Origin of the sequence: Reichenbachiella ulvae (genome assembly GCF_025833875.1) — a bacterium.
GTDB classification, from domain to species: domain Bacteria; phylum Bacteroidota; class Bacteroidia; order Cytophagales; family Cyclobacteriaceae; genus Reichenbachiella; species Reichenbachiella ulvae.
Map to the genome: position 1 here is coordinate 1 of NZ_JAOYOD010000012.1, position 11,868 is coordinate 11,868.

At 43.0% G+C, this 11,868-nt stretch carries 15 protein-coding genes and 5 pseudogenes; 14 read left to right on the forward strand and 6 right to left on the reverse strand.

Annotation, left to right across the window (positions count from 1 at the left end):
* The 14 genes and pseudogenes from N7U62_RS23010 to N7U62_RS23065 form a co-directional block, all read left to right on the forward strand.
* On the forward strand, positions 1–330 hold a 330-nt coding region (locus N7U62_RS23010), incomplete at its 5' end, for a FeoB small GTPase domain-containing protein (RefSeq protein WP_318840769.1).
* Positions 331–375: 45 nt separating this feature from the next.
* Positions 376–1,284 carry a nucleoside recognition domain-containing protein gene (locus N7U62_RS23015; protein WP_264140521.1) on the forward strand — a complete coding sequence of 303 codons (909 nt, stop codon included), beginning with the start codon at positions 376–378 and terminating at the stop codon, positions 1,282–1,284.
* Positions 1,181–1,873 (forward strand): nucleoside recognition domain-containing protein, encoded by a 693-nt coding sequence (locus tag N7U62_RS23020; protein WP_264140523.1) that lies wholly within the window; start codon positions 1,181–1,183, stop codon positions 1,871–1,873. The genes N7U62_RS23015 and N7U62_RS23020 overlap by 104 nt, the downstream gene beginning before the upstream one ends.
* A gap of 341 nt (positions 1,874–2,214) precedes the next feature.
* Complete coding sequence (locus N7U62_RS23025) at positions 2,215–3,006, forward strand: hypothetical protein (RefSeq protein WP_264140524.1); 792 nt, start codon at positions 2,215–2,217, stop codon at positions 3,004–3,006.
* The gene (locus N7U62_RS23030) at positions 2,960–3,688 is read left to right on the forward strand and encodes a MutS-related protein (protein WP_264140525.1); all 729 of its coding nucleotides are present in this window, start codon (positions 2,960–2,962) and stop codon (positions 3,686–3,688) included. Before N7U62_RS23025 ends, N7U62_RS23030 begins: the two co-directional genes overlap by 47 nt.
* 62 nt (positions 3,689–3,750) lie before the next feature.
* Positions 3,751–4,095 (forward strand): 5-(carboxyamino)imidazole ribonucleotide synthase, encoded by a 345-nt coding sequence (locus tag N7U62_RS23160; RefSeq protein WP_318840770.1) that lies wholly within the window; start codon positions 3,751–3,753, stop codon positions 4,093–4,095.
* A pseudogene (locus N7U62_RS23035) lies at positions 4,044–4,784 on the forward strand (5-(carboxyamino)imidazole ribonucleotide synthase); the annotation flags it as partial. The gene N7U62_RS23160 and the pseudogene N7U62_RS23035, both read left to right, overlap by 52 nt.
* A gap of 105 nt (positions 4,785–4,889) precedes the next feature.
* A pseudogene (gene purE / locus N7U62_RS23040) lies at positions 4,890–5,373 on the forward strand (5-(carboxyamino)imidazole ribonucleotide mutase).
* 781 nt (positions 5,374–6,154) lie between these two features.
* A complete protein-coding gene (locus N7U62_RS23045) occupies positions 6,155–6,493 on the forward strand; it encodes a hypothetical protein (protein ID WP_264140527.1) in 339 nt (112 codons plus the stop codon).
* Positions 6,490–6,672, forward strand: a complete 183-nt coding sequence (locus N7U62_RS23050) for a hypothetical protein (RefSeq protein WP_264140529.1) — start codon at positions 6,490–6,492, stop codon at positions 6,670–6,672. Before N7U62_RS23045 ends, N7U62_RS23050 begins: the two co-directional genes overlap by 4 nt.
* A gap of 928 nt (positions 6,673–7,600) precedes the next feature.
* Positions 7,601–7,810, forward strand: a pseudogene (locus N7U62_RS23325) (DUF5723 family protein); the annotation flags it as partial.
* A gap of 85 nt (positions 7,811–7,895) precedes the next feature.
* Positions 7,896–8,024 (forward strand): hypothetical protein, encoded by a 129-nt coding sequence (locus tag N7U62_RS23055; protein WP_264140530.1) that lies wholly within the window; start codon positions 7,896–7,898, stop codon positions 8,022–8,024.
* Between the two features lie 6 nt (positions 8,025–8,030).
* A complete protein-coding gene (locus tag N7U62_RS23060) occupies positions 8,031–8,393 on the forward strand; it encodes a DUF5723 family protein (protein WP_264140538.1) in 363 nt (120 codons plus the stop codon).
* Entirely contained in the window at positions 8,381–8,674 is a 294-nt protein-coding gene (locus N7U62_RS23065) for a hypothetical protein (RefSeq protein ID WP_264140532.1), read from the forward strand. Before N7U62_RS23060 ends, N7U62_RS23065 begins: the two co-directional genes overlap by 13 nt.
* 3 nt (positions 8,675–8,677) lie before the next feature.
* On the opposite strand, the pseudogene N7U62_RS23070 reads toward N7U62_RS23065, so the two are convergent.
* The 6 genes and pseudogenes from N7U62_RS23070 to N7U62_RS23095 all read right to left on the reverse strand — a co-directional run bounded on the left by N7U62_RS23070 (position 8,678) and on the right by N7U62_RS23095 (position 11,698).
* Positions 8,678–9,405, reverse strand: a pseudogene (locus N7U62_RS23070) (1-(5-phosphoribosyl)-5-[(5-phosphoribosylamino)methylideneamino]imidazole-4-carboxamide isomerase).
* A gap of 152 nt (positions 9,406–9,557) precedes the next feature.
* Positions 9,558–10,259 (reverse strand): annotated as a pseudogene (locus tag N7U62_RS23330) (response regulator transcription factor).
* Positions 10,260–10,318: 59 nt separating this feature from the next.
* On the reverse strand, positions 10,319–10,570 hold the full coding sequence (locus tag N7U62_RS23080; protein ID WP_264140533.1) for an ATP-binding protein: 252 nt from the start codon (positions 10,568–10,570) through the stop codon (positions 10,319–10,321).
* A 59-nt stretch (positions 10,571–10,629) separates the two neighbouring features.
* Entirely contained in the window at positions 10,630–10,971 is a 342-nt protein-coding gene (locus N7U62_RS23085; protein WP_264140534.1) for a sensor histidine kinase, read from the reverse strand.
* A 183-nt stretch (positions 10,972–11,154) separates the two neighbouring features.
* Positions 11,155–11,355 carry a hypothetical protein gene (locus N7U62_RS23090; RefSeq protein ID WP_264140535.1) on the reverse strand — a complete coding sequence of 67 codons (201 nt, stop codon included), beginning with the start codon at positions 11,353–11,355 and terminating at the stop codon, positions 11,155–11,157.
* A gap of 25 nt (positions 11,356–11,380) precedes the next feature.
* The gene (locus N7U62_RS23095; protein ID WP_264140537.1) at positions 11,381–11,698 is read right to left on the reverse strand and encodes a hypothetical protein; all 318 of its coding nucleotides are present in this window, start codon (positions 11,696–11,698) and stop codon (positions 11,381–11,383) included.
* Positions 11,699–11,868 lie beyond the last annotated feature (170 nt).

The window sequence follows — 11,868 nt, forward strand, 5'->3', positions numbered from 1 at the left end:
AGTGATAAAAATGCCCATGACTTTCCTGACAAAATTGTGGTCATTGCCGATGCCTCCAACCTCGAAAGAAATCTATTGCTATTCTCGGAGATACAAGATTTGGGCTTACCTACCATCCTCGTGCTATCCATGCTCGACGTGGCTAATCGCAGTGGACTAAACATTGATCTACGTGCCTTAGAAGAAGAATTCAACACTACGGTGCTCACGGTCAATGGCCGAACTGGAGAAGGTATTCCAGAGCTCAAAAAGACCCTCTTTGAAGATCTGTCTGGTTCCACGGAGCTCTTTACGACATCAACGAGCTCTCCCCGAGATGCATACCAGTAATCAAGGACAAGTTTGCCTTAGAAAATGACTACGTAGCGTATCAATATGCTCAGCAAACCTACAGCAAGAGCTTTCTATCTAACAGACGAGAAAAAATTTATCGCCGACAAAAAGGTACAATACAACTTCTGCGATCGCCAGTTTCAAACTACCAAAACCGTAGAGCGATACAAAATCATTCGTGACAAACTCACTCGAATAGTTACCAAAACGAATATAGAATCTACAGCCACTCGCAATCACAAGATCGACAAAATACTGACGCATAAGATCTATGGTTACCTTATATTTTTTGTGATCCTGTTTGCGCTTTTTGAGTCCATCTTTGCTTGGGCTGAACCTTTTATGGACTACATCGATTTTGGTTTTGCCAAACTAAGCAGTTGGGCCAAGACCTACTTACCCGCTGGTGTACTCACGGATCTCATTGCCGAAGGTATTATCCTGGCTAGGGGGGTCGTCATTTTCATCCCTAGGATCGCCCTACTATTTGCTTTTATAGCCATACTGGAAGAGTCCGGCTATATGGCTCGTGTGGTCTTTCTGATGGACAAAATTATGCGAAAATTTGGCCTCAACGGCAAAAGTGTGGTTCCGCTCATCTCTGGTGTGGCCTGTGCCATCCCTGCTATCATGGCTGCCCGAAATATCGAAAGCTGGAAAGATCGGATCATCACTATTTTCGTGACACCGTTTATGAGTTGTTCTGCCAGACTGCCCGTGTACGCTATTCTGATCGCCTTGGTCATTCCTAATGATTATGTGCTTTGGGATCTTGAGTGTACAAGGGCTAGCACTCATGGCTTTGTACTTGATTGGTTTTCTAGGCGCTATTTTTTCCGCGCTATTATTGAAAAAAATACTAAAGATGAAAGAGCAAAGCTATTTCATCATGGAACTCCCCATCTACAGATGGCCCAAGTGGAAAAATGTATGGATCACCATATTCTCTAAAAGCAAAACCTTTGTATTCGAAGCTGGAAAAATCATTTTAGCCATTTCTATTATTCTTTGGGTATTGGCTTCATCACGGACAGGAGAAGCTTTTGATCACGCCGAACAGCGAGTCGTAGAGCAAAATCCAACCGTTGGGATCGGCTCCCAAGAATTCGATGCTTTGCTGAGCGCATACAAACTAGAAAACTCGTATGCTGGTGTATTAGGCAAATCCATCGAACCCTGCATCCGACCTCTTGGATACGATTGGAAAATTGGCATTGCACTGATCACATCTTTTGCTGCTCGAGAAGTATTTGTAGGTACGATCGCCACCATCTATAGTGTGGGCTCAGACGTAGAAGACGAATCTACCATCAAAGACAAATTACGTGCAGAAATCAACCCCTATACTGGAAAACCGATGTACTCCATTGCACTTGGTGTATCCCTGATGCTGTTTTATGCGTTTGCCATGCAGTGCATGAGTACGCTGGCAGTAGTCTATAGAGAAACCAAGTCATGGAAATGGCCTCTTCTTCAATTGATATATATGTCGGCAGTAGCTTATATCTTCGCATTCATTGCGTATCAATTATTGAAATAGATTAATGACCGAAACCAACGCCTCTTTTTTCACCACAAGGGTAGAAACTTTACATGCAGAATCACAAAAGCTAGAACAAAAAGCGACGACACTTTCATGGATCAGGGTCTGCTCGTTTCTTGTTTTTCTAGTCGCTTTCATCTATTTCGCCAATACACGCGAAATCCAAAGCATGCTCCTTTCAGTAGTGGCGTTGTGTTCCTGTTTTTGGCTGGGTCATCCGAAAGCACAACCAAGCCAAATTTGGACTGACCCAACACCAAGCACTTCTTGTAGTTAATGAAAATGAAATAAAACGTGCCAACGGAGCCTTTTCGGACCTCGACAATGGACTCGACTATTTGGGTACAAATCATGCCTATGCTCCAGATATCGATCTTTTTGGTTCTAATTCCTTATTCCAATTATTGGTGCGAAGCAAACTGTCTGGCACAAGAGCATTAATCAAAAACTGGCTGCTACACCGATCCACCAAAAACGAAATCGAAGAACGACATGCCGCCATACAAGAACTCTCCACCGATACGGAATGGAGGCAAAACCTAACGGCCTATGGCTATCATGGGGATCGTAAAAATGAAAAATATGCCAACGTAGTCGTCTCACTCATCCAGTGGATAGACCTCAAATTGAGTCAAATCGACAAGCCATTTTGGAATATCATGAGATTCATCATGCCTGCTGCTGCATTGACTATTCTCGCGGGTATCAATATCTTGGGTTGGCCGTATCAGTGGATTTATCTCCCCATTCTGATCAACCTCGCCTTGTTGTCTATCCTATTCAAGCCATTGATGGACCTCACCAATGAGTTTGGAAATATTGCTGACTTCCTGAAAGGCTATGAGCACGTGATTATAGAAATAGAAAAAAAATCTTTTGAGTCTCCGCTACTTACTCGACTACACGACCAACTAAAAACCAAAGGTCAGTCTGCCTCTTCCCGCTATCATGCGCCTTCGCAGGATTTTGATGTTTTTGCTCAGCAGAGCCAATATCCTGTATTTGCCTTTCAATGTACTTTTTTTGCTCGATGTCAACTGGCTACTCCTAGCGGTCCAATGGAAAAAGAAAAACATCCATCATGTGCAAAACTGGTTCGATGCGGTGCATCAAATCGACGCCTTGTCTGACTTGGCCTCGTTCGCTTACGCTAATCCTACCTTTACCTTCCCAAAGTTATCGGACACGGATCACGTGCTAGTCGCTGAGCAAATGGCACATCCGTTGATCAAGTCTACCCAGCGTGTAAGCAATGATTTCGCGCTGTCGGGCAAAGGCAGACTCGGGCTAGTCACAGGCTCCAACATGTGGGGCAAGAGCACCTTTCTCCGCACGATAGGTATCAATCTCGTGCTGGCACAAATGGGCGCACCCGTTTGTGCTCGAAAGTTTGAGCTGTCTCTCGTTCAGCTTTTCACCAGCATGCGCACACAAGACAATTTAGAGGAAAACGTCAGTTCATTTTATGCAGAACTCAAGCGGCTCAAGCAGCTGCTCGACCTTTTGCAACAGGGCGAACCTATCTTCTATATGCTCGACGAAATTCTGAAAGGCACCAATTCGGAAGACCGCCACAAAGGTGCGCTCTCTCTGATAGACCAATTGATCAAAGAAAATTGTCGGGGACTGATTTCTACTCACGACATCCAGCTATCGGCTTTATCGAAAGATCAACCCAATATCCAAAACATGAATTTCAATAGCTCTATCGTAGATGATGAGATTATTTTCGATTACAAATTGTCTCTGGCACCCTGCGGTAGTTTCAATGCCAGCAAACTGATGGAAAAGATGGGTATTATCAAAAAATAGGAAACACTTCAAGGATTGCCTTGTGCTGTTTAGCTTTGCGCCCATCACAAGCAGAATATCAGATGAGTTTTGATCCCAATGTAAAGATAGGCGTATCAGGTGGTGGCCAGCTCGGCCGTATGATGATCCAATCTGCCATAGACTTGAATTTAGATATCAAATCGATGGACCCAGATCCTAATGCCCCGTGCAAGCATCTAGCAACCGAATTTGTAAATGGGGACATCAAAGACTACGATCAAGTCATGGCCTTTGGTGCTACTTGTGACCTCATCACCGTGGAGATAGAGAATGTAAGCATAGAAGCGTTAGAAGCACTCGAAAAACAAGGTAAAAAAGTTTTTCCTCAGCTCTCGTGCGCTCGAAAATCATCAAGGACAAGGGCATTCAAAAGCAATTCTATTTAGACAACGACATTCCCACTTCTCCTTTCGTACTGACCCAGTCGCTAGAGGAGCTGCATCAGCACACAGACCTACTTCCGGGTGTACACAAGCTTCGCACCGAAGGATACGACGGCCGTGGCGTACAGGTGATCCGAACAGAAGCTGACATCTCAAAAGGATTTGACAAACCTGCGCTGATAGAAAAATTTGTGGATTACGACAAGGAAATCTCCGTGATCGTAGCCCGAAACGCGGATGGAGAAATGAACACCTACCCCGTGGTAGAATTAGAATATCATCCAGAAGCCAACTTGGTGGAGTTTTTATTTTCACCCTCTAGCATTAGTGAAGACATTAGAATCAAAGCAAGAGAATTGGCCAAAAAAGTTATCTCATCACTCGACATGGTAGGTTTGCTAGCGGTAGAAATGTTTACTACCAAAGACGGCGACGTAATCGTAAACGAATGTGCACCACGTACGCACAACAGCGGTCACCAGACGATAGAAGCCAATGTGACTTCACAGTTTGAACAGCACATCCGAGCCATACTCAACTTGCCACTAGGGGACACCGCCATCAAAGGAGCTTCTGTGATGATCAACCTGCTAGGCGAAGAAGGCTACACTGGTTTGGCCCAATACGAAGGGCTAGAAGAAGCCTTACAGATTGAAGGACTTCACGTACATTTGTATGGAAAAAAATTAACCAAACCCTTTAGGAAAATGGGACACGTGACCTTGGTAGGAGATCACTTAGAAGACCTCAAAACCATTGCTCGATCAGTAAAAGAATACCATAAAAATCAAAGCATAATGAAGCCATCAGTAGGAATAATCATGGGGAGCAAAAGCGACTCTGAACATCATGAATCAGGCCGCAGAAGTACTCGATCAATTAGGCGTAGCGTATGAACTCACTATTGTATCTGCTCACCGTACCCCACACCGCATGGTAGACTATGCCGAAAATGCCAGATCGCGTGGACTACAAGTAATCATCGCAGGAGCAGGAGGTGCTGCGCACTTGCCAGGCATGGTAGCGGCGATTACCACCCTACCCGTGATCGGCGTACCTGTCAAGTCTAGCAATTCAATAGACGGATGGGATTCTGTATTGTCTATTTTGCAAATGCCAGGTGGTGTGCCTGTAGCTACCGTAGCCCTAGATGGTGCTAAGAATGCAGGCATACTTGCTGCGCAGATCATAGGAAGTCACGACGAAATTGTTGCCGAAAAATTAGCACAATACAAAGTTGAGATGAGGAGAAAAGTAGAAGAATCTATCCGTACCTTATAAATCTGCTCTCTATTTTTGATATACAAGCAATATCCCTGATCTTAACCGTTTAGTATTTAGCATTTTAGAGAATGGAAATATTAGTATATTGCTATTGAATGCGCTAATAAGTGTGAAAAAAATAAACTTTGTGCAACTTATCAAATCTATTTTGACTCAAAAAAACCACTATCTAAACACCATAAGCTATGGGGTGATAGTACTCTTATTTTCCATGTGTAATATGGGAGAATTTAGATTTCGACGACATCGAAGCGCCTCTATATACACCTCGACCCATCCTATTCCCATTGGTCAAACCACATACACCATTAATGTGACCTGATCGATAAACTGGACGACCCTGAACCTATTTGATCACTGAAGACAATAGCAAGCTGCATCGCAATCACCTAATCTGGACACGACCTATTTCGACGATTATGCACAAGTCATAGTATCTACAAGACGTACCCAACCCAGGTATAATTAGTGCTCGAACTTAGCAAGATATATCCCGTCTCTCCGAGCAATCAGGACATCGCAATTCCGACACAAACGCTAAGGTTTTGAATACACCCTCCCCCAACAACGAAGAACTGGATTCTGTAAAGTATTCTACAGGTACTATAACGCTAGTACATTACCAACCAATACCAATCTGAGCTTGAGTATGAGCTTACACTTACTGACATTGTAAACCTAGACACTGGAGCACCCATGATACTATCAGGCACCGTACCTGGCAATAGCTCCAATTCGAAGCCGACTGACGACAAATCACAAAACCATCATTGTTCGAGTGCCTGGCACAGGCGATACGCAATTTTTTAGTGGGAGAAGCATCCAGATAGCACTGAAAGTGAAAACAGGAGAGGGCGTAAGTAGTACCGATTTTATAGACTACACACTTTCCATTACCAACGCTGATTTTTCAGAAATATATGGCTGGTTTGGTGACAAAACTATCAATAAGAAAACTAGACCGTTGGACATGGGATTTTTCGAAGACCTTTCGGAAAGCAGCTTGAGCTTCAACGCGCCACAAGTCAGCTTTTATATCAGCAATGGGTTTGGTGTACCGATGGGTCTCAACATGGGAGGTATCTCCTCTACCAATTCAAAAGGCACTACGGAGTGAACTTGTCTGGAGACATTACGGCAAGTCCACAACTGGTAAGAGCGCAAAGTACTACACAGGTAGGCACTTCACTCAGCTCCATCATTCGAACCAATGAAACCAACTCTAACCTAAGAGAGCTATTTGCAATATCTCCAACCAGCTTCAATATCGATTTGACAGCGGGTATCAAACTATAATAATGCAAATGATCAAGACAGAAACTTTGTAAGTTCAACTAGCGAGGTAGAAGTAGTCACAGAGATCAACCTCCCTCTCGATGTGAAACTAGAGGGGTTGTCAAGAAACTTTGGGACTGGTATTGAAGCTTTCGACTTTGAAGATGCAGGACACCATCAGACTCATACTAACTACCCACAACGAACTGCCTCTCGAAGGGTCGATACAATATGCAATTTTTGGACTCAGACTCCAGCGTATTGTTTGAGTTTCTAGATATCTCATTTATAAAATCCCCAGAGCTTTTGTCCACGGGGCGAATAGAGGAAAAAATCGTTAACAAGGACACTATAAAATTATTGTGGCAACTGGACTATTAAGAATTGATAAATGCCAGCATATTAAATATCGTCACCCATATCACCAGCTACAAAGCGGCAGACGACAACTATGTCAAATTATTTTCAGAACTGACCAGATGCACCCTCAAAGTAGGCACTCAAGCAAATGTGAAACATGAATTATAAGCTGAAAACAACATACATCTGCGTCTGTACTCCTTCGTGCTCACTGAGTTTACACCGACCTTGGCTCAATCTGGCATTTTGTCTATCACCTGACCAACAGTACCTATCAAGGCAACAACTCTCAATCCGGCATTCTTCCCAGAAGGAAAAACTTTTGTAGGTATACCCGTGCTGATCTGGTGTGACTGGTAGACTTTAACAGTCCCACCAATTACAACGACGCCATTACCACCAATGAGAAAAACGGAGAACGGAAAGTGGGATATTGACCGATTTGTACGACAATTCTAAAAAAAGAAATTACGTAGGTGCTGATAGCTGAAATATCTACGTTCTATGTAGGTTGGCAAAAATGAGCAACACAAGGGATTTCCCGTTTTCAGTGGCTCCGCTGAAAGAATAGGGGCTAGAGGCTTTTTACAGCGACGATCTAGTAAATACCGCATGGAAAGGTAACACCCCACTAATTGGAGATCGATTAGACCTAAAAGGAACAGCTCTAGATGTAAGGTATTATAGAGAATATGGCTTTGGCATATGGAAAAGTCTCCCTGGAAAAGGTGTAAATATCGGCGTAAGAGTGAAATTTCTCAGACGGCATGATGAGTGCTGTAACCGACAGCAAATTTGACGGGTCTATTGGCTTTGAAGAGGATAACTTCCGAGCCAACTTTAACTTGAAAAATTGAGCGATCTACACTTCAGGGTTCAACATCATGGACAGTAACGACCTTACCACAACACATGATGCAGTAATGGCCAACCTCGGAGCTGGCATCGATCTAGGTGTGCACTGGAATATCGACCGAAGAAATTATCTGCTGCTGTCTCGGCAAACGATTTAGGACCATATCCGATGGAAAGCAGATACAGAAAATTATCACTTGGCAGATACTACTTTCCGGTTTGAAGGTATAGACTTAGCCGACGTTGGTGATTTTGGAGATGCCTACATAGATTCATTGAAATACAGGATACAAGATACTACTCTCTATGAGGCTTATACTACCGGACTCAACACTTCCTCATATGCAAGTTTGATGTATCAATTGACTCCATATGACAGATTTACAGGCACGATAGCTGCACATGTGGTACAAGGCCATTTCAGAATGATCTACTCGGCTGCCTACACTCGTAAAAGTAGGGCGTGCGTTGGACTTTTCCGTCAATGTGTCCAGAATACCTCAGCAAGGCATCGATGTCCGGACTAGCTGCCGCAGTCAACCTTGGCCCTTGCCAAATCTATATGGCATCAGACAAACTCCTCAAGGTATGGGATGCAACCCAAATAGATGCAGCTGATTTTAGATTTGGAATGAATCTGGTCTTTGGTAAAAAATCGAGTTCGCCAAGAGACAACCAAAAAGATCTAGAGCATCCTTCTCCCTATGATAAGAGCGAAAGAATAGAAAAAAGCGACGGTATATACTGGATCATACCAAGACAAAAAGCTCGACCAGTATATGACAAAACAAAATTCAAAGAGTCTTAATCCTTAACTGACACCTACCGTGTACTGCTCAATGTCTTTTAGTGTGATTTTGCCTTCATAAAAGGCTTTACCAAATATGACCCCATAAACACCTAGTTCTTCTAGTTTTCGGATATCATCCATATTGCGCATGCCCCCACTGGCAAACAAGCATAGGTTAGGGAATTTTTCTATTATAGCTTGGTAAAGCTCCAACGCGGGACCTTCCATCGCCCCTTCCTTAGATATATCTGTTGTTTTCAAATATTTCAATCCTCGAGAATAAAAATATTCGATGTGTTCCATCAAGTCCACTTTAGTACCCTTCTGCCAACCTCCTACTCGCAACAATCCATCCAAGGCATCTGCCCCTAGAGCTATCTTTTCTCTGCCATATGACATCATCCAAGAAGTAAACAAATCGGGCTTATCTGCCGCCATCGTCGCAGAAGTGATGCTTTCCGCTCCAAACTCAAAAGACTTAGTCACATCGCCATCTGTATGGATTCCTCCAGAGAAGTTGATAGAAATATTGGAATAGCCAGCCATCATTTCTAGTATATGGTAGTTAACTGGCGCACCTTTTTAGCACCATCCAAATCAATCACATGTAGTCTTTTGATTCCATGATCTTCAAACTGACGAGCCAAGTCTACTGGGCTTTCATTATAAATTTTACCTGTGGCATAATCGCCTCTGGTCAGTCTGGTTACTTTACCATCTTTGATTGATATAGAAGGTACTAGTTGCATACATTTTTGGGTTTTCGGGTAAACAAATAAAGCTATTGTAGAATGACTTTGCCCTTTGCAGGTTTTAAAGAATTGTTAATTCTACGACAATCGAACTGAATCAGTCAAGCGAAGCCCAAATGGAGATTAGGCTGATAGCCAAGATAAGAAATTTAGTCGATTTTCACAAGCTTAAAACCCTGCCCATGCACAGTCAAAATATGGATTCCTTCTTCTTCTTTTATGTATTTTCTGCAAGCTTGGCAATGTACACATCCATACTTCTGGCATTGAAATAACTATCGTCTTTCCAAATTGCCATAAGTGCCACACTTCGATCCAGAGTCATACGCTCATATGGTCGACAGAATAACTTGAGCAATTCGTTTTCACGAGAAGTGAGCTTTACATCGCCAGAAGGTCGCTCTAGCACGCTTTTGTCATACCTAAACACCAAGGATCCAAGTTCGACAAGCCGTGGTCGTACTTTTTGAGTTTCCGCCCGTGTGTGTGCGTTTCAAAATGGCCTGTATCCTCAGAAGTAGCTCTTCCATACTGAAGGGCTTTGTCAAGTAATCGTCGGCTCCTATTTTCAGGCCTTCGATGGTGTCTTCTTTCATGGACTTGGCCGTAAGAAATATCATAGGCGTCTGCTTGTCCATGGCTCGGATATCACGAGCAAGGGAAAAACCATCCTTCTTGGGCATCATCACATCAAGAATACAAAAATCAAAACCGCCCTGCTGAAAAGCTGCAAAACCAGCTTCTCCATCCTGACACAAAACAGTTTCGTAGCCTTTGAGTTGTAAATATTCATTGAGAATCTGTCCTAAATTAGGGTCGTCCTCTACCAAAAGTATTTTGATTTTGCTCATCTCATTGTTCGTTTAGGTGATACGGCAAAAAGACCGTAAACTCGCTGCCTTTTTTCAATTCACTTTTTACTTCTATTCGTCACCTCCGTGGAGCCTCCACCATGCTTTTTACATAAGCCAGCCCCAAGCCAAAGCCTTTGACATCGTGCAGGTTGCCGCGTAGGAATTCGGTAAAATTTATCGAATATTTTACTGACCAAGTCCTTGGACATCCCTATACCATGATCTGTTATTTTGATCATGATGCCATGAGCATAGTCAAGTGTCGTTACCTTGATCGACGGCTCCTCGGCCGAAATATTTATTTGCATTGTCCAATAGATTATAAACAATGTTAGTCAAATGCATCTGATCCGCTACTAGAGTTTGATTAATCGCTTTGAGGTCCTTGGTGAAGTCCTCCCCCTTTATTAGTTACTTTGTTGCTCATGATATTGGCTATCGCTTTTTCGATGATTTCATGCACGTTTACTTCTTCCAATTTAAGTTTGAAGTCGTTTCGCTCGATCACAGCCATTTGTAGCACTTTTTCTACTTGCAAGCCTAGTCGCTTGTTTTCATCATGGATAATGCTGAGATATCGTTCTTTAAGTCCCTCTGTATTCCTGATTTGCTCATCGCGCAAGGCCTCGCAGGCCAATGATACTGTAGAAATAGGCGTTTTAAACTCGTGGGTCATGTTGTTGATGAAATCATTTTTGATCTCAGACAATTTTTTTTGTTGAAATATGGTGTGGATGGCATAAGAAAAACATACCAGTATAATCACAATAAATACTACAGACGACAGCAAGGTGAACCATATTTTGCCCAACAGATAAGTGTGCTGACCCCTGGAAATCTGACCACCAAATAGCCCGCAGCACCCATAATGTCGTTGGGAAACAAAGACGCTCTAGAGATCTGAGGATTGCAATGCCGACTTGCTGTCTACGATCTGTTGAATAGTGAACTTTTCTTCCAATGGATCAAATATCCCAAAATCATACGCCAAATCGATCCCTTCGTCTAGCAAAGTGACTTTTAGTAGGGAATCTGTTTCTTCTTCATTGATTCGGCTTTTGAGAGATTTCACTCCGGCAAATAGCTCATGCATGGCCAATTGCACATATTCGCTTTTTTCAGCAATTCGCTTTCAACCGCTTTTGATATTCTAAATTGTTGGTGATGATAGAATCCATTTCATCTTCTTTGATGAAGATGCTGACATTATGCTCATCAGAAGACTCTTCGGTAAACTTTACTGCCATATTTTTGGCATTCCCTTTTTCAGAGTCAAAGTAAAAACTCAGCCACTCTGGTCGAGATCGAGCCGTGTCCTCAGCATAATCCTGCACTTGAATGACCTTCTTCTCAAACGTGCTTTCGATCAACTCAAACTGCGTAGAGTCATTTTCAGAAGGGCTTTTAAAAGCAAAATTGGTGTGAAAATTATCCACTGCCCACAATCAGAGCCTCCTTCTTTTCCAGCTTTTGTGCCACGGTCGTCAGAGCATCTTGCACATTTCGCTTAAAAGCCTCCTCATTGGCACTAACGATACTGCCAATCCAATACACCTGAAAGACCACCAACCCTAGAAGCGGAAAGCCCCATAGACCACTATCAACC